Below are 17,201 nucleotides of genomic sequence, written 5' to 3' on the forward strand. Positions count from 1 at the left end.
TCGAAAAAAACCTGAATTTTATTTTGCGATTATTTCCTGACTGCCATCCGCAAGGGTGCGAACGGCCACCGGCAGGATGCTCGGCAAGGCTTTGAGCAAAGCGTCGGTGTTGTCGGATTTGAACACGCTGGTCAGGCGCAGACTGGCCACGGCCGGGTTGGTCACGGTCAACGGCTTCTCACGATAACGCGACACTTCGGCCGCGACTTGGCTGAGGCTGGCGTTGTTGAACACCAATTTGCCGCCGCGCCACGCCGTCAGTTCTGCCGGGTTGACCGCGTAGGCGGCGGCGACCTGGCCTTGGGCATCGACGTGGGTGCCGAGGCCGGAGGTCAGTTTGATAAATTGATTATCCGGCGCATCGCGCCCCTGCACTTTCACCGTGCCCTGCTCCACCGCCACGCGGGTTTGCATGACATCGCGGCGCACATCGAAACGCGTGCCGGTGACTGTGACCTTGCCATTGCCGGTCTCGACCACGAACGGTCGCGAGGTGTCGTGCGCGACGCTGAACATCGCTTCGCCTTCTGCCAGTTCGATGACGCGACGATCCTCTTCAAAGCGCACCTGCAAACGGCTGCGGCTGTTCAGATCGATCACCGAACCGTCCGGCAGCGCCACATGTTTGCGTTCGCCCAGCGCCGTGGCGAATTCGGCGCTGTAGCCACCCGGATGATTCAAGCCACTGAACAAGCCCAGCCCGAGCGCCACCGCCAACACACTCGCGGCCACGGCATAACGCAGCATCGGACGGCGTTCGCGGCGGGTTGGCGGTGTTTCAACAAGGGCTTTGAGGCGTGGCGCCGGCAGCAGATCGGCCGCCGACCACAAGCCTTGCAGCAACTGAAATTCGTCTCGGTGCTGCGGATGTTGATTCAGCCAGGCATCGAAGCGCTGCTGCTCGTCGGCATCGATGGCCGGCTCCTGCAAACGCACAAACCAGCGAGCCGCATCATCGCGCACCGTTGTTTGCCCGCACGCGCAATCACGAGTATCCATCATGGAATGTCCTGTTGGGCTGGGGATGAAAAGCTGCGGCGGCTCATGACTGCAACCCGTCGAGGCGATCACGCAGATGCCGCAGGGTGCGGATCATATACTTTTCGACCATGTTCTTGGACAGGCCCAGGCGTTCGGCGATTTCCGCTTGGGTCAGGCCTTCGATCTTCTGCCAGACGAAAATCTTCCGGCAATTGACCGGCAACTCGGCGAGCGCCCGTTCGATGGAGTCGGCCAACTGGATCGCCTGCATGTAATGCTCCGGGTCGCCGGATGACGACTCACTGTGATCGAGGGCCTGCGACTCCATGGCGCCGCGCCGATCCTCACGCCGATAACCGTCGACCGCGATATTGCGCGCGGTCTGGTGCAAATACGCCCGTGGCTGCTGCACCGCCGCCGAATCCGACTCAAGCACCCGCACAAAGGTGTCGTGCGCCAGATCCTCGGCCTGCGCGCGATTGCGCAGGCGACGAGTCCAGGTGCCGATCAACTCTTCGTAATGCTCGAAAAAGCCGGGTCTGCGGGGACGCATGGGGGTTTGGGCGGCGTGCTGAGGAAAGGGGCGTGAATAGTAATGGTTACCATTAAGCCGAAGCAATGGATTCCTCGACCGACTGTCCGCGCAGCAACTGAAGCTCAGCGTTTTAGCGCAATCACGCCGCTCATGTAGTCATGCAGATCGCGCAGATCCTTAACGCTCCAGGCGTGCGGCGGTATCTTTACCCCGTTTTCCATTAGCGTTTTCGGAATCAGGTTGCCGTTCGGTCGAAGGATGATCGACGACACAATCACGCCCGGATATTCATTCAGGCGTTTTTTGAACGCGGGCGTTGTCAGGTCAGGTGTGGGCGGATTGCTTTTATGCGCCAACGGCCCGGTGCCCTTCATATCGGCGCCGTGGCACACAGCGCAGCGCTGCGAATAGAGATTTTTGCCATTGCTGGTGTCCGCGAAGGACACGGACGGTTGGGCGATCAACAAAGCCCCGAGTACAGCGACGAATGCTGTTTTCATTGTTTGCCTCCATGGCGTCTTAAGGTCGCGCATGATGCGCGAGATTCAACGCTTGGCGCAAAACAAAGTGGGAGCGAGCTTGCTCGCGAAGGCGGTACATCAGGCACTGGTTGCAGTGACTGGACGGACGCTTTCGCGAGCAAGCTCGCTCCCACAGGGATCGGTGGTGGCTGGCAGATCTGGCACATCCACTACCGTTGGTTTTAGCCTTTTTCGTCGATCCCGGCTTGCAGGGTCTGGGTATCCAGATGCCCGCTGAGGGTGACCGGACCGACTTTCAGGTTGCCGTTTTCCAGGGAAACCTTCGGTGCGTTTTCCTCGGCTTTATGCGGCAGATCAAGGCCCGCGTTCACACCGTAGTCACGGTTGCTCAGATCAGTGCTGCTGACCTTCGAACCACCCAGATCGACCTTCCCTTGCGTCGCCGATATGCGCGCACCGGTCAGTTGTGTTGCGCCGTCGACCGCGAGGTTCAAGCCTTGGCTGGCACTGATACCGGACGCCTGCGCAACGCTGTCCTTGTGCGCGTACTCACCCTGCACTTTCAGCGTCGGTTTGTAGTCGGTGCCGGCGAGCTTCTCTTTGTCGCTCGGTGGATTTTTCTTCGCAGTCAGGCCCAGATCGACATCGACCTTGGCGTGGTTGCTGCTGTCCTGACGGCTTTCGACGGTCAGATCACCCGCGACCTTGCCGCTGACAGTTTTCGCGTCGATCTGCGCACCCGAAAGCTGTGCATCACCGGCGCTGTTCAACACCACGCTGTCAGCCTTGATCTGACTATTCTGCTGGGTGCCGCCTTGCAGGTAATCCACGCCCACTTTGGCCCCGGCGTTGAAATCATGATCGCTGCTGGCCTTTTCATCGGCTGCCGTTGGGGTCTTGCTGCTCAGTTTGCCGCCGGCGTTCAACGCGACATTCCAGTTATTGCGGTTGTCGCTGGACTGCGCCGATTCCTGCACATAACCGCCCTTCTGCGCGTCGATGTTGACGTTCGGTGCGCTGACTTGCGTGCCTTGCAGATGAACCGAATCACCGTTCAGGACAATGCCGTTCTCGCTGTTGAGCTGGCCACCGCTGAGGGTTTTCGAATCCTCGTTGACTCGACCGATATTGAAATTGCCGCTCAGATTGCCGCCCTGATCACGGCTCTTCTCGCTGCTGGTTTTGCTGCCGCCGCCCTTCAAGCCGCCGCCGAGATTACTGCCGGTGGCGGTGTGCGTATCGGTGGCCGCTTGCAGATCGAGCTTGCCGTCGGCGTGCAAATCGATGGCGCCGGCGCTGTCGATTTTCGTGCCTTGCTGCACTTGATTGCCGCCGCTGCTGAGTTGCACAGGACCGTTGCCGCTGATGCTCGCCACATGGGCCTGAGTGTCAGTGCTCTGCTTGCCGGTGTGATCGAGCTGGAAACCGGCGCCGAGGTCGACATTGGTGCCATCGTTACCCGGCAAGGTGCCGACCGTCAGCGAGCCATTGCCGCGCAGGCTGCTGTCGTTGCTGTTCTGACGGTCACTGGCCTGATTCAGCGCCAGATCACCGCCAGTCTTGATGCTTACACCGCCCTGCCCGCCGTCGAAACGGCTGCCTTCGAACTGCGCATCACCGCCGATCTTGATGTTCACACCCTGGCTGCCGGCATAAGCGCCGACGACGGCGGTGGAACTGTCCTTGCTCGACGCACTGCTGCCACCCGCGCCGCTGCCGGCGACATTCACGTCTTCACCGGTCTTTGTGTAGACGCGCACATCGACCTTGGCATCCACCGCGTTCGCGCTGCTGTTGTGCGTGTTGCTCGCGGCGTCGGCAAGCAGTTGGTCAGCGCTGATGTTCACTTGGCCGGCGCTGGCGTTGTACTGGGTGCCTTGGTCGTGCAGCGTGCCAGTGGTTTTCACATCGACCGTGCCGCCGTCAAAACGGCTGATCACAGCGTTGTTGTTTTGCTCGGTTTTGCTAGCGCTGCCGTGACCGACTGCGACGTCGATACCGACATTCGGCTGACCGAGATTGGCCAGTGCATCCTTGTCCGGCACCTTGCCGTTGAGCACGTCCTTGACCGCGCCCGCGATTGGCCGGGCGATGTCTTTGTACTCGACGTTGGCGCCGATGTCCGCCGACCAGTTGCTGTCGTTGTGCGTGCTGCTTTCGCTGTTGCTGGCCGCGCGGTTGTCGATCTCGTTGGCGGCGACGTTCAGACCGTTGCCAGCCTTGAGTTGTGCGCCTTCGGTAGCGAGTTTGTCGGCATTGATCGTCAGGCTACCGTTGCTCTGCACACTGCTGGTTTGCGCAGTGGATTTGCTGGTCGAATCCTGCGCCGTGCTGTGGGCGAAATCGACGCCACTGCCAGCACGGTCGAGGCCGCCGGTGTAGTAGAAACCGCCGCCAGTGCTGGAGGTGTCGGTGGCGGTTTTGTGGCTGTCGGCTTCGGCGAGCAACGACACATTTTTGCCGCTCAACGTCGTGTCGCCTGCGGTGGATTTCACCTCCGCGCCTTTGAGCGTGACGTCACCGCCCGCCTTCACCTGCACGCTGCCACCGCTGAGGCTGGAGCCTTGCTGGGTGACGTCGTTGCGGGTGACGGTTTGCTGTTTGTCTTCGTAGTGAATCCCGGCGCGATACTGCTCCGGCGTTTGCTCCTTGGCGTACGCATCAAAGCCACGGGTTTGCGTGGTGTCGCTGCTGTCGTGAGTGTTCTGCGCGGAATGCACATTGACGTCGCCCGCCGCGTCGGCCGTCAGCGTCCCGTCAGCCTTGACCGTCGAACCCGCCAGTTCGATGTCCTTGGCGCTTTTGAGCTTGAGGTTGCTGTCGGACACCAGTTCGCTGCGCACGGTGCTGCTGTCTCGGCTGTTCTGCCGCGACTCGTCCTTGCTGATGCCGAAGAACTTGCTGTCCTTGTCATGGTTGTTGCTGTGCGAGGTGTCCTGCACACCATCGATCACCAGCGAACCCTTGTCGCTGATCACGCTGGCGTCGGTGCCGCCACGCACCTGGCTGCCGCTGATGCGCACGTCGTCAGCCTTGACGATCAGTTTGCCGGTGGCGTTGATTTTGCTGCCCTGATGCTGGGTCTTGCCCTTGTCGGCATCGCCGGTCTTGCCAAAGAAACCACCGCCGACCAGGTCACCGGAGTAACTATTGTCGCTGCTGCGATTGGTTCGTGTGGCGGTACTGATTTCCACTTGTTTGCCGGCCAGTTGCAAGTCGCCGGCGCTGGTCAATTCGGCGCCTTCGGAGCGCAATAATGCGGCGGTTTGCAGGGCGATGTTGCCGGCCTTCAACTGGCTGGTGACGCTGCGCTGTTCTTCGCTGCTGCTGTTCCAGTCGGCTTTCCACAGGTGCTTGCGGTGGTTGCCTTGATCAGTCTGGGTGTGGCTTTCAGTGGCGGCGGTCAGCCGCAGATCGCCGCCGCTTTGCACGTCGAGATTTTTCGCTGCTTCGACTTTGGCGGCTTTCAGTTCGGTGTCTTTGCCGGACGTCAACTTGGCGTCGCGGCTGGCGACAATCTGGCTGCCGTGTTGACGCGATTCACTGTCGGTCTGGGTGCGATCGTAGGTTTCCCAAGTGATGCCGATGGTGCTGTTGCTCCAGTTTTCTCGCTTTTCCTGAAGCTTGCGGCTTTCGACCGTCGACAGGGTCAGATTGCGTTTGGCCTCTACGGTGACGTCGCGAGCGCTGACATCGGCAGCGGCCAACGTCAGATCCTTGCCGCTGTGCAAGCCGACGTCGCCCTGACTACTGCGGATACCGGCGCGGGTCACGTCGAGGCTGTTGGCCACGGCTTCACCGCTGACACTCAAGTCACCGGCCGAGCGAATCTGCACGCCGTCACGCCCGGCGACTTGCACCGCGCCCACCCGCACGCCCGCGCCTTCGGCGGTGCTGACAATATTGATTCGCCCGGCCTGCATCGCGCCGAACAGGCTGGCGTCGATGCGTTGATCAGACGTGTTGCCCGCCGGATCCACGGCTTTCACCTGACCGCTGGCGTAATCGACCTGATTGCGTCCCACCGTGAGGTTCAACTGATCGCGTGCAGTGATCGCGCCCTGGCTGTCGATACGCGGCGCGATGAGGTTGATCGAGCCCTCACCGTTGCGCAGGCCACCGCCCTGAATCTGCAACTGACCGCTGGCATCGCGGCTGTTCAGACTTTGCAGTTTGCCGTCATTCAACTCCGGACGACCGACCACCAGATTGGCATTCGGCGTGTTGATGAAACTGCCGCCATTGACCGAGATGCCGTTGGGGTTGGCCAGCACGTAATCGGCTGCGCGGCCGAAGATTTCCTGCGCGCCATTGATCGCGGACGGATTGCGACTGATCACTTCGTTGAGGATCACGCTCGCCGCCTGCCCTTGCAGTTGCGGGTTGGCCGCCAGTTGCCCGGCCAGTTGCGATTGCCCGGCCTGCAAGGCGTTGTTCAGCACCAGGCCCTGGCGGTCGACGTTGTAGTCGAGGAACTGGTTGTGCGACAGGCCCGAACCGTTGGGCGCGACGATGTTGACGATGGGCACACCGCCCTGGGTCTGCAATTGCGCAGTGCCGCCGGGTCCTGGTGCGACCACGACGCCGCCGGCGAGCGCGCTCGGCAGATGCACGGCGAAGAACAGGCTGGCAATCGCCCAGCGCAATTTGCCCCGAGGGGAAAGATGAAATGCAAAGGTGTGTGCTGGCATAAAAACGTCTCCATGTGAGTACGGCATCACGTTGCGCGTTTAGTCTTGGCCGTGGCTGACGCGCTCAGATCCGACGGCTGTTTGTTCACTGCGTTGTTCAGATTTGCAGGCCCACGCGCATCAGCCAGGTCTCTGGCTCGTGCTGCAGACCGTTCGGGGTGTTGAGGGCACGCTGGTAATCGACGTCGACTTGCAGATTCTTCCAGCCCAGATTCAGGCCGACACTGGCGCCGCTCAGGCGTTGGCCCTGCGCGCCGTGATCAGCCTTGATCCAGCCGTGGTCGAGGCCCACACGCGGGGTGATCTGCAGCGGCCACTCAATGCGCATCGGCAGGCGCAAGGTGTTGCGCCAGATCGCGCCGCTGGCGCCGGAGGCACTGCTGACCCGGTAGCCGCGCACCGCCGAATCGTCGGTGCCGAGCAACTGTTCGATCGCTGGCAGCGGGTCCGGGCTGTACTGCAAATTGAGTTGGCTCTGCCACTGCCACGCCTGCGCGCCGAACTGACCGTTACGCCATTGGCTGAGGCCGGCTCGGTACTTGCGGAACTGCGCCTTGGGCAAATTGTTGATCTGCTGCTGTGAATCGTCGTCGGCGCCAAACCAGCGCAGGCCTTGGGCGTAATTGACGTCGAGGTTCCACACCGCGCGGTCGAGCCAGAACAGATTGAGCCCGGCCTCGGCCACGGTCAGGGTCGGGCTCTGAATGCCGAGGCGAACGTCTTGCAGATAGCTGTCGACATCCTTGTGCGCCAGTTGCAGGTTGGCGCTGAGCTGACGGCTCTGGTCGCGCCACAACACACGGTCGGCGCGCAGGCTGACCTGGTCGGTAATGCCGGTGCTGTGAAAGGTCACGCTCGGCAGTTTGAACGGCGCGCGATATTCGGCGTGGCTGGCGAACACGCTGTAGGTCCAGTAGCCGTAAGGGATCGCGTAATACAGGCTGGCATTGCGGCTGTAGCGGTCACCCTGATTGAGGGTGTCGCTGGCGCTGAGGCTCAACAAGTCGTTGAGTTGCAACGGGCTGTCGAGACTGAGGCTGACGGTGTCGCGATCCCGTCCGGTACTGGCGCTGCCGAGGTTGTCGATGCCCGCGTTCAAGGCCCAGCGCGAATGCGCGGCGGTGCGAGAGCGCAGGATGATCCGCGAGGCGCCGGGCTGGCTACCGGGGGCGATGTCGGCGGTCAGATCAATCGAGCGCAGGCGATTCAGTTGATCGAGGCCCTGTTCCAGATCGCGCAGGTTCAACGGCTCGCCGAGCATTCCCGGGAACGCGCCACCCAACGAAACCGGCAGACTTTGATCGGCCAGTTCGATGGACTCGATGTAGCCTTCGTCAACACGGATATCCAGCGACTGCCCCGCTGCCGGTGCGCTGATCAGATACGGGCGGCTGGCGATGTAGCCCTTGTCGACGTAGCTCGCGGTGATGGTCGCGAGCAGATGATTGATCTGGCCGACGCCCATGCACGGCGCCAGCAGCGGTTTGATCCGCGCGTTGAGTTTGTCGCTGTCGATCAGCGTAACGCCGCCGATCCGCGTGCCGCTCAACGGCCAGCAACGTTCATCGGGAGCAACTGTTTGCGGGATGGCCGGGATGATCGGCGTCGGGCCGAACGCGCCGCGCTCCAATTGCCGTTTTCTTTGCTCAAGTTGCAGTTGTTGCAGATCGCGCTGTTGCTGTTGCTGCTGGCGCAGCACTTCCTGACCCGGCGCGACAGGTTCGGCCGCGTCAATCGAGGAGGCACAGACACTCAACACGACGGCCGACAACAGCGGGCAAAGCGTGGAACGACGACGGAAAACAGCGCGAAACGGATACGGCACGCAACATCCTTGCGATCATAAAATGGCGTAATGCCATGTCATCAATGATCGTGATAGTCGGAGCCCTCCTACACAAATGCAAGACGCTTCCTACAGCGCTTACATTTCTTAAACAATTGCTTTGCCTGGCTTTATTGTCAGCAGCAAGGCCACGGCGCTGCACACTATCAGGGTTTCCCCGAGAGCTTGAGACCAGCCGGAGAGCATCAGCCCTGTGCCGATCAGCAAGTAATACATCAAGCCCAACAACGCCCCGGCGGTGCCCAATCGATCAGCGTAATCGGCCAGCGCCGCACCGAGAATGTTGGGGATCGCCAAGCCGAACGCCAATACCACCAACAGCATCGGCAGGACGAACGCGACACTGTTCTGCAGCGACCACACGCCCACGCCACCGAGCAACGCGATGCCGCCCGCGAGGCGAATCAACTGCAATGCCTTGAACCCGGCTGTCAATAAACGCCGGTTGAACCATGCTCCAAAACCTGAGCCCAGCGCGAGGATCACGCCGCTGTAACCGAACACACTGGCGTTCACCTCCAGCCGCTGAAACATGAACGGGCCGAGGCTGTAATAACTGAACAACGCCACGTTGAATGACGCGATCCACAGCGCCGAGCGCCAGATTCCCGGGTCACGCAACATGCGCCCTGACGTTTCGAACAGGCAGACGTGCGGTGGTTGTTCCGCTCGGGTTTCCGGCAAGGCGTACACACTCCACAACCAGAGCAGCGTGGCCAATAACAGCAAGGCGCCGAGCACACCGCGATAACCAAAGGCCTGAACCAGACCGGCGCCACTGAACAAACCAATCGCCGGACTGGCCGCCAGCGCAATGCCCACCAACGAAAACACCTGCGCCAGTTCGGCGCCTTTGAAGCGGTCGCGCAACACGGTTTGCGTGACCACCGAGCCCACCGCCGCACCGAATGCCGCCAACATCTGCGCCAGTAACAAGCCGTTGAAACTGCTGACCCGCAGGCCTAAAAGCGTGGCAATCGCATAGATTGCCAGGCCCGCGAGCATCGCCGGGCGCCGACCGATGCGATCACACAAACGCCCCCACACCACCACCCCGACAGCAAACGCGAGGAAATACACCGACAACGTCTGCGCGGCGGCTTGCGGGCCAACGTTAAACACACGCCCGATATCACCGAGCGCAGGGCTGTACAGGGTTTGCGCGATCTGCGGAAACATCAGCAGCGAAATCGCCAGCCACAGGAAATGTCTGTTGTTCATTCTTCATCACTCCTCACATAAATCGCCGAGGAGTTTAAGAATCGGTGAGTGGCGTATTATCCGAACCCTGCCAACTAATCGCTGAAATCGGACAACCCATGGCTTGGCTCGACGCCCACGCAACCTTTGACGCTGATCGCTTTCAGGCACCGGTGATTGGCATCGCCTCGACTTTGAGTGATCACAATTCCGGCCTGCACCGTCATCAACGCGGGCAATTGCTGTACACGCGACAAGGCTGCACGCGGATTACCCTGGCGCAGCAGTTGTGTCTGCTGCCGCCGTCGCGGGCGGCGTGGATTCCGCCGGGTGTCAGCCATCGTGCGGTGATGCAGCAAAGTGTCGATTACCGCTCGATCTACCTGATCCCCGAACTGTGCGCCGAGTTGCCGCAGCAGGTCTGCGTGATTGAAGTCAGCCCGTTGTTGCGTGCGGTGCTGGAACCGATGGCGCTGGCCGATTTCGCCAGCGATTGGCAGCAAGGCAAATTCGTCCATCTGCTCGGCCTGTGCCTGAACGAAATCGCTGACGCGGCGCAGCAACCGATGCTGTTGCCGTTACCTCAGGACAAGCGCCTGGCGCCGCTGCTGAAAACGCCGGATCGACTGCCACCGGAACTGCAAGTGCTGGAGCAGCAGATCGGCGCCAGCAGTCGCACCATCGGGCGAATCTTCCAGCGCGAAACCGGCATGAGTTATCAGCAATGGCGCCAGCAGTGGCGCTTGATGCGCGCGATGGAATTGCTCGCCACCGGACGCAGCCTGAGTTACTGCGCTTTTGAAACGGGTTTTGCCAGCGACAGCGCCTTCATCGCCTTCTTCAAATCCATGACCGGCAGCACACCGGGCCACTGGCTCAAATGAACAACTGACGATCGGCGTCAGAAATCATTTGCGACTAAATATTACCTGCGTCATATTACAACCGTAATAACTACCCGTTTACCCAGGTAATCCGCCATGACCAGCATGCCCAACCTCGAACCTGTTGTGGTAAAGACCAAGCCGCCCCTGCTTAAACGCTTGCTGCTTCCCGGCGCTGGTTTGCTCGCGCTGATCTTCGCCGGTGTGTACGCCGTGCACTGGTGGGGCGCCGGGCGTTTTCTCGAAGAAACCGACGATGCCTATATTGGTGGCGATGTCACGGTGATCGGGCCGAAAGTCGCCGGTTACATCGACGAAGTGCTGGTCAGCGACAACCAGCATGTGAAGGCCGGCGATGTGTTGATCCGCCTCGACGCCCGCGACTATCGCGCCAACCTCGCCAAGGCCGAAGGTGCCGTGGCCGCCGAAGAAGCGCTGCTGGCCAACCTCGACGCCACCGAACAACTGCAACAAGCGGTGATCGGCCAGGCCCGCGCCGGCATCGATGCCGCCGGCGCAGAAACCGCGCGTTCGCGAGATGACAACGCGCGTTATAAACGCTTGGTAACCACCAATGCCGTGTCAGTGGAAAGCGCACAACGTGCCGACGCCACCTTCAAAACCGCACAAGCCTTGAGCGCCCGCGCCCAGGCCGAACTGCTTGCCGCGCAACGCCAACTGGCGGTGATCGACACCCAGAAACAACAGGCCCGCGCCGCCCTTCAACAAGCCCGAGCCGAGCGTGATCTGGCGCAACTGAACCTCAGCTACACCGAACTGCGCGCACCGGTCGACGGCGTGATCGGCAACCGTCGCGCACGGGTCGGCGCCTATGCTCAGGCCGGTTCGCAACAATTGTCCGTGGTACCTGCCAGCGGTTTATGGGTCGATGCCAATTTCAAGGAAGACCAATTGGCGCGGATGAAACCCGGCCAGCGCGTGAGCATCCGCGCCGACGTGCTCTCCGGTCAGGAATTCCACGGCCGTCTCGACAGCCTCGCCCCTGCCACCGGTTCCCAGTTCAGCGTGCTGCCGCCGGAAAACGCTACCGGTAACTTCACCAAAATCGTCCAGCGTGTCCCGGTGCGCATCCTCCTCGACCCGGCTGATGGCGTGCTCGGTCACTTGCGCCCGGGCCTCTCGGTGACGGCAGAAGTCGACACCCGCGCACAACCGGAAACCAGCGCCGTGGCCGTCGCGCCATGAGCACCGCCCTCGCCGCTCCTGCACAGCCATTCAACGCGGCGGACATGGCGACCGCGACCAAGGTATTCGCCTTCGCGACCATGTGCATCGGCATGTTCATCGCGCTGCTGGATATCCAGATCGTCTCGGCGTCGCTGCGCGATATCGGTGGCGGACTGTCCGCCGGCACCGACGAAACCGCGTGGGTGCAGACCAGTTACCTGATCGCCGAAATCATCGTGATTCCGCTGTCGGGCTGGTTGTCGCGCGTGGTCTCCACGCGCTGGTTGTTCTGCGCTTCGGCAGTCGGTTTCACCCTCGCCAGCCTGCTCTGCGGCGTGGCCTGGAACATCCAGAGCATGATTGCCTTTCGCGCGCTGCAAGGATTTCTCGGCGGTTCGATGATTCCGCTGGTGTTTACCACGGCGTTCTTTTTCTTCACCGGCAAACAACGGGTGATCGCTGCGGCGACCATCGGTGCGGTCGCGTCATTGGCGCCGACAATGGGGCCGGTGATCGGTGGCTGGATCACTGATATTTCCTCGTGGCACTGGTTGTTCTACATCAACCTGGTGCCGGGGATTTTCGTTGCCGTGGCGGTGCCGATGCTGGTGAAAATCGACCAGCCGGAATTGTCCCTGCTCAAAGGCGCGGACTACCTGAGCATGGTCTTTCTCGCGCTGTTTCTCGGTTGTCTGGAATACACCCTCGAAGAAGGCCCGCGCTGGAACTGGTTCAGCGATCAGACCATTCTGACCACGGCGTGGATCAGCGGCCTCGCGGGATTGGCCTTCATCGGCCGCACCTTGCACGTGGCCAATCCGATCGTCGATCTGCGTGCCTTGAAGGATCGCAATTTCGCCCTCGGCTGCTTCTTCTCGTTCGTCACCGGCATCGGCCTGTTCGCAACGATTTACCTGACGCCGCTGTTTCTCGGCCGGGTGCGCGGCTACAGCGCGCTGGACATTGGTCTGGCGGTTTTCTCCACTGGCGTATTCCAGATCATGGCGATTCCGCTGTATGCCTTTCTGGCTAATCGCGTCGATCTGCGCTGGATCATGATGGTCGGTCTGGGTTTGTTTGCGGTGTCGATGTGGGAGTTCAGCCCGATCACCCACGACTGGGGTGCCGGAGAGTTGATGCTGCCGCAAGCGTTGCGCGGGATTGCCCAGCAACTCGCCGTACCGCCAGCGGTAACGCTGACCCTCGGCGGATTGGCACCGGCACGTTTGAAGCATGCGTCGGGGCTGTTCAACCTGATGCGCAATCTGGGCGGTGCGATTGGTATTGCGGGGTGCGCGACCATTCTCAATGACCGCACCAACCTGCACTTCACGCGGCTGGCCGAGCATTTGAACAGCAGCAATGAAGCGATGAATCAGTGGCTGGCGCAGGTCGGTGGCAACCTTGCAACGCTGGGCCAGAGCAGCGACGTCGGCGTCACCGCCAGCCTGCGCCAGTTGTGGCTGCTGACCTACCGCGAGGCGCAGACGCAAACCTACGGCGACACCTTTTTGATGATCGGGGCGTGTTTCGTCATCGCCACCGCGATGGTGCCCTTGATGCGCAAGGTGCAACCACCGGCGGCGCCGAGTGCGGATGGGCATTGATCACTATTTTCTGGCCATGCCCATTTCCCTTGTGGGAGCGAGCCTGCTCGCGAAGGCGTCGTGTCAGTCACCATGGTTGTTATCTGACACTCCGCTTTCGCGAGCAGGCTCGCTCCCACAGGGGTTATGCGTTGAGGCTTAAGCTTGTGGGGTTTTGCGGAAGCCCACCGCCAGACGATTCCAGCTGTTGATGGTGCTGATCGCCACGGTCAGGTCGACCATTTCTTTCGGCGTGAACTGCGCAGCGACCACGTCGTAGTCCTCGTCCGGCGCGTGGGTCAGGCTCAGTTGGGTCAGCGATTCCGTCCACAACAGCGCGGCGCGTTCGCGGTCGCTGAAGAACGGCGCTTCACGCCATGCAGTCACCGCGAACAAGCGGCGCGGGGTTTCACCGCCCTTGATCGCATCGGTGGTGTGCATGTCGATGCAAAAGGCGCAGCCGTTGATTTGCGAGGCGCGCAGCTTGACCAATTCGATCAGGTTTTTTTCCAGCGGCAGTTTGGATACGGCGGTTTCCAGCGCGATCATCGCTTTCAGGGCATCTGGGGAAGCAGTGTAGAAATCGGTACGAGGTTGCATGGTAGCTCCGGGCAGCAAGTGAATGTGTGGCTACGTTAGTCCCCGCACCGGGTTCGGCAAATAGCCAATATTCCAGAAGATCAGGAGGCCACTTCGGTTTTCACAGCTGACCGCTCGTCAGCCACTCGGCACCAAGGGTTCTGCGCGTCAGACCAATATCAGGTACATGCCCTTTCTGGAGACGGATCATGATCACGCGCAAACTCACCTCGTTATTGCTCGCCGGCCTGCTGGCTACGGCATCGGCCGCCAGCTTCGCCGCCAATGATGGCGCTGACGCCACCGGCACCAAATCCGGTGGAGCGACCAGCACGACCATGCCACCGGACAACACGCCCGGCGCGCCTTCTGGCGGTAGCGGTTCCTCGGGCACAGGTTCCGGAACTGGCACCAATGGTGGCGCCAGCGGTTCCGGTTCCGGGGCGGGCGGCGGCACCGGTTCGGCGGGTGGCGGGACTGGCGGTGCGGGCGGTGGCACTGGCGGCTGAACGAACAAGAGCCATCCGCGGTGAAACACATCCTCGGTTTCTAGGGGGGTTCACCTAATCCTGGCTCAATGAAATTCCCTGTGGGAGCTGGCTTGCCAGCGATAGCGTCAGCACAGTCGACATCTTCCTTGACTGACCGACCGCCATCGCTGGCAAGCCAGCTCCCACAGGTTTTTGTGTTGGTTTGCAGATCAGCGATCAGAGCGCATCAAATCGGCCAAACCGCTGTCCAGCGATAACACCGCCGCGCGATTGCGTCCGGCATTTTTCGCCTGATACAACGCCGCATCGGCGCGCTGGATAAACACTTCCAGGCTGTCATTACCGCTCGGGATAAACGAATAACAACCCAGACTCACCGTCAGATACCCGGTCGGCGAGCCGCTGTGGATGATGTGCTTGTCGATCACGCTACGACGAATCTGCCCGGCAATTGCCAGTGCGCCGTTGATGTCGGTGTCCGGCAACAGCACCGCAAACTCTTCGCCACCGTAACGTACCGCCAGATCCGACTTGCGCTGGCAGCACGTTTGCAGCACTTGGGCGACCTGAGTCAGACAATGATCCCCGGCGACATGACCATAGGCATCGTTGTAGCGCTTGAAGAAATCGATATCGAGCATGATCAGGCTGACCGGGCTGACCTGCCGCGCGCCGCGGGCGAATTCGATCTCCAGCGAACGCTCGAACAAACGTCGATTGGCCAGCCCGGTCAGACTGTCGTGGGTCGCAATCTGCTCCAGTGTGCGCTGGGCCTTGCGCAGGTTTTTCTCGATCCGTTCGCCGTCACGCACCTGGTGAATGAACACCCAGCCAAACAGGCCGATGCCGAGAATCACCAGCGCGACAATCACACTCGACTGGAATGCGCGTGCGTACCAACCCTCGAGAATCGTGTCGCGCGACGTCGCCGCCGACACCACCAACGGATACGCCGACAAACGTCGATAGCCGTACAGACGCACAACCCCATCGACCACCGAATCGATCATTGCGGTGCCGGCGGAGGCCTCGGGCAGCAACGTGCGATAAATCCGCCCTTGCGCCAGCGACGTGCCGATCAGGTTTTCATCGAACGGACGGCGGGCGAGCAAGGTGCCGTCGCTCAGACCGAGAAACATGATGCCTTGGTCGTCGAGGCTGAAACTTTCGAAGAAGCGGTCGAAGTACGACATCTTGATCCCGGCCAGCAGCACACCCTGAAAATTGCCGGCGTGATCATTGACGCGCTTGGAAATCGGGATGATCCACTCACCGTTCTCACGGCTGCGGATCGCCGGGCCGATGTGCGCCAGCGTCGAGGCATTCTGCTGGTGAAACTTGAAGTACTCGCGGTCCGCCACGCCATTGCCACGGGGCAGATCGGCGAACGAGGTAATCACCCACTGACCCTGCGTGTCGAAGAGGAACATGCCGTGCAACTGATCCAGTTGCTGCACGCGACGGGCGAAGGTTTTCTGCAGGCGCGGTCGTTGCGCCGCGCCGTAGCCGTCGTCCTGAATCCAGTCGACCAGGCTGGTCATCACCAGATCGGCGGCGAGGAAGGTGTCTTCGGCCTGCTGCGCCATGGCCCGGGTCAGGTTGCTCGAAGCCACCTTCGCCACCGCCAGATCCTGCCGTCGCGACTGCTCCAGTTGCAGGTACAGCAAACCGGACAGGCACAACCCCACCGCAACGATAAACAGCACCGCCGCTTTGCGCAGCGGCAGGCGTTTAAGGGTGCCTCCGGGGGCCTGATGCGGATCGTGAATGGGGATAGGCAAAAGCAAGTCCTGGGCAGGTACGACAAGGGCGCCAGCGGGTAAACCCTTATGTTTGTGAGCGTAGCCCACCGGAATCTACGGGGCAAACGCCCCGCTTCCGCCCAGGTATATCGGCGCGCAACGAGTTTGGATGATCGCTGTTCGACGATTTATTTTCGATTGCCTCTTTAGGGTTAGTCAGTTGTGAAGGGCCAGGCGCCGCATCGCACTGTGCAGATGCGCCCGCGCACTTTGCGCATCGCCCTCGCGCATCTGCTCATAAGCCCGTTGCGCAATGGCATGGGGCACAGGCTTCAGTTCCCGTTGCGTGGCCATCGCCAGCAGTTGCACCTGCGCGGCGCGCTCCAGGTAATAGAGGTCGTCCCAGGCTTGGGCGATGGTCGGCGCGGCAACGATCAAGCCGTGGTTTTTCAGGAACAGAATGTCGGCGTCGCCCATGACCCCGGCGATGCGGTCGCCCTCGGATTCGTCCAGCGCCAGACCGTTGTAATCTTCATCCACCGCCGTGCGGCCGTAGAATTTCAGCGCGGTCTGCCCCAACCACAACAACGGCGGCCCTTGCAGCAGGCACAGCGCTGTGGCGTGAGGCATGTGGGTGTGAAACGCGACTTTCACTCGCGGCAGTTGTTTATGCAGCCGTGCGTGGATGTAAAACGCCGTGGCTTCCGGCTGGCCTTCGCCTTCAAGCACATTGCCGTCGAAGTCGCAGACCAGCAGATTCTGCGCGGTCACCTCGGCAAACGCATAACCGTAGGGATTGACCAGAAACAGATCGTCGTGACCAGGCACCATCGCCGAAAAATGATTGCAGATGCCCTCCTCCAGGCCATGCAATGCGGCCAATTGAAAGCACGCTGCGAGTTCGTTGCGGGCGGTGATGATCGCCTCCGTGTCGAGGTTCAACGCTGTCGGGCGTGAGGCCCGCGCACTGGCAGTCAGGGTGTGAGCCATGACGAT

The 17,201-nt window shown here is 61.2% G+C and carries 13 protein-coding genes; 4 read left to right on the top strand and 9 right to left on the bottom strand.

The features are described from left to right. Positions 1-18 precede the first annotated feature (18 nt). From RMV17_RS19565 to RMV17_RS19590, 6 genes are all read right to left on the bottom strand, one after another. Positions 19-1,002, bottom strand: coding sequence for a FecR family protein (locus tag RMV17_RS19565; protein WP_311881836.1), 984 nt, complete (start codon positions 1,000-1,002; stop codon positions 19-21). A gap of 40 nt (positions 1,003-1,042) precedes the next feature. Then, positions 1,043-1,534: a sigma-70 family RNA polymerase sigma factor gene (locus RMV17_RS19570; protein WP_311881838.1), complete on the bottom strand. Its 492-nt coding sequence runs from the start codon at positions 1,532-1,534 to the stop codon at positions 1,043-1,045. Between the two features lie 104 nt (positions 1,535-1,638). Beyond that, positions 1,639-2,016, bottom strand: a complete 378-nt coding sequence (locus RMV17_RS19575; RefSeq protein WP_311881840.1) for a c-type cytochrome — start codon at positions 2,014-2,016, stop codon at positions 1,639-1,641. Between the two features lie 203 nt (positions 2,017-2,219). Beyond that, positions 2,220-6,689, bottom strand: coding sequence for a hemagglutinin repeat-containing protein (locus RMV17_RS19580; RefSeq protein ID WP_311881842.1), 4,470 nt, complete (start codon positions 6,687-6,689; stop codon positions 2,220-2,222). A 97-nt stretch (positions 6,690-6,786) separates the two neighbouring features. After that, positions 6,787-8,514 carry a ShlB/FhaC/HecB family hemolysin secretion/activation protein gene (locus RMV17_RS19585; RefSeq protein ID WP_311881844.1) on the bottom strand — a complete coding sequence of 576 codons (1,728 nt, stop codon included), beginning with the start codon at positions 8,512-8,514 and terminating at the stop codon, positions 6,787-6,789. A 108-nt stretch (positions 8,515-8,622) separates the two neighbouring features. Continuing rightward, complete coding sequence (locus tag RMV17_RS19590; protein ID WP_311881846.1) at positions 8,623-9,756, bottom strand: MFS transporter; 1,134 nt, start codon at positions 9,754-9,756, stop codon at positions 8,623-8,625. A 98-nt stretch (positions 9,757-9,854) separates the two neighbouring features. Between RMV17_RS19590 and RMV17_RS19595 the strand changes: the two genes are divergently transcribed. The 3 genes from RMV17_RS19595 (at position 9,855) to RMV17_RS19605 (ending at position 13,414) form a co-directional block, all read left to right on the top strand. Next, positions 9,855-10,619 carry a helix-turn-helix transcriptional regulator gene (locus tag RMV17_RS19595; RefSeq protein ID WP_311881848.1) on the top strand — a complete coding sequence of 255 codons (765 nt, stop codon included), beginning with the start codon at positions 9,855-9,857 and terminating at the stop codon, positions 10,617-10,619. A gap of 96 nt (positions 10,620-10,715) precedes the next feature. Then, entirely contained in the window at positions 10,716-11,825 is a 1,110-nt protein-coding gene (locus RMV17_RS19600; protein ID WP_311881850.1) for an HlyD family secretion protein, read from the top strand. Then, the gene (locus RMV17_RS19605; RefSeq protein ID WP_311881852.1) at positions 11,822-13,414 is read left to right on the top strand and encodes a DHA2 family efflux MFS transporter permease subunit; all 1,593 of its coding nucleotides are present in this window, start codon (positions 11,822-11,824) and stop codon (positions 13,412-13,414) included. Before RMV17_RS19600 ends, RMV17_RS19605 begins: the two co-directional genes overlap by 4 nt. 138 nt (positions 13,415-13,552) lie before the next feature. Here RMV17_RS19605 and RMV17_RS19610 read toward each other — a convergent pair whose 3' ends face one another. Continuing rightward, positions 13,553-13,993, bottom strand: coding sequence for a carboxymuconolactone decarboxylase family protein (locus RMV17_RS19610; protein WP_108225718.1), 441 nt, complete (start codon positions 13,991-13,993; stop codon positions 13,553-13,555). A gap of 188 nt (positions 13,994-14,181) precedes the next feature. On the opposite strand from RMV17_RS19610, the gene RMV17_RS19615 reads away from it, so the two are divergent. After that, positions 14,182-14,481 carry a hypothetical protein gene (locus RMV17_RS19615; protein ID WP_034156378.1) on the top strand — a complete coding sequence of 100 codons (300 nt, stop codon included), beginning with the start codon at positions 14,182-14,184 and terminating at the stop codon, positions 14,479-14,481. A 191-nt stretch (positions 14,482-14,672) separates the two neighbouring features. Here RMV17_RS19615 and RMV17_RS19620 read toward each other — a convergent pair whose 3' ends face one another. Next, the gene (locus tag RMV17_RS19620) at positions 14,673-16,244 is read right to left on the bottom strand and encodes a diguanylate cyclase (protein WP_311881857.1); all 1,572 of its coding nucleotides are present in this window, start codon (positions 16,242-16,244) and stop codon (positions 14,673-14,675) included. A 177-nt stretch (positions 16,245-16,421) separates the two neighbouring features. Next, positions 16,422-17,195 carry an aldolase gene (locus RMV17_RS19625; RefSeq protein ID WP_311881859.1) on the bottom strand — a complete coding sequence of 258 codons (774 nt, stop codon included), beginning with the start codon at positions 17,193-17,195 and terminating at the stop codon, positions 16,422-16,424. Positions 17,196-17,201 lie beyond the last annotated feature (6 nt).

The sequence above is a fragment of the Pseudomonas sp. VD-NE ins genome (assembly GCF_031882575.1).
Classification (GTDB): Bacteria; Pseudomonadota; Gammaproteobacteria; order Pseudomonadales; family Pseudomonadaceae; genus Aquipseudomonas; species Aquipseudomonas fluorescens_BZ.

Bases quoted from the DNA above. Each gene is read 5' to 3' on its own strand.
- RMV17_RS19565 (WP_311881836.1), bottom strand. From the start codon at position 1,002: ATGATGGATACTCGTGATTGCGCGTGCGGGCAAACAACGGTGCGCGAT.
- RMV17_RS19570 (WP_311881838.1), bottom strand. From the start codon at position 1,534: ATGCGTCCCCGCAGACCCGGCTTTTTCGAGCATTACGAAGAGTTGATC.
- RMV17_RS19575 (WP_311881840.1), bottom strand. From the start codon at position 2,016: ATGAAAACAGCATTCGTCGCTGTACTCGGGGCTTTGTTGATCGCCCAA.
- RMV17_RS19580 (WP_311881842.1), bottom strand. From the start codon at position 6,689: ATGCCAGCACACACCTTTGCATTTCATCTTTCCCCTCGGGGCAAATTG.
- RMV17_RS19590 (WP_311881846.1), bottom strand. From the start codon at position 9,756: ATGAACAACAGACATTTCCTGTGGCTGGCGATTTCGCTGCTGATGTTT.
- RMV17_RS19595 (WP_311881848.1), top strand. From the start codon at position 9,855: ATGGCTTGGCTCGACGCCCACGCAACCTTTGACGCTGATCGCTTTCAG.
- RMV17_RS19600 (WP_311881850.1), top strand. From the start codon at position 10,716: ATGACCAGCATGCCCAACCTCGAACCTGTTGTGGTAAAGACCAAGCCG.
- RMV17_RS19605 (WP_311881852.1), top strand. From the start codon at position 11,822: ATGAGCACCGCCCTCGCCGCTCCTGCACAGCCATTCAACGCGGCGGAC.
- RMV17_RS19610 (WP_108225718.1), bottom strand. From the start codon at position 13,993: ATGCAACCTCGTACCGATTTCTACACTGCTTCCCCAGATGCCCTGAAA.
- RMV17_RS19615 (WP_034156378.1), top strand. From the start codon at position 14,182: ATGATCACGCGCAAACTCACCTCGTTATTGCTCGCCGGCCTGCTGGCT.
- RMV17_RS19625 (WP_311881859.1), bottom strand. From the start codon at position 17,195: ATGGCTCACACCCTGACTGCCAGTGCGCGGGCCTCACGCCCGACAGCG.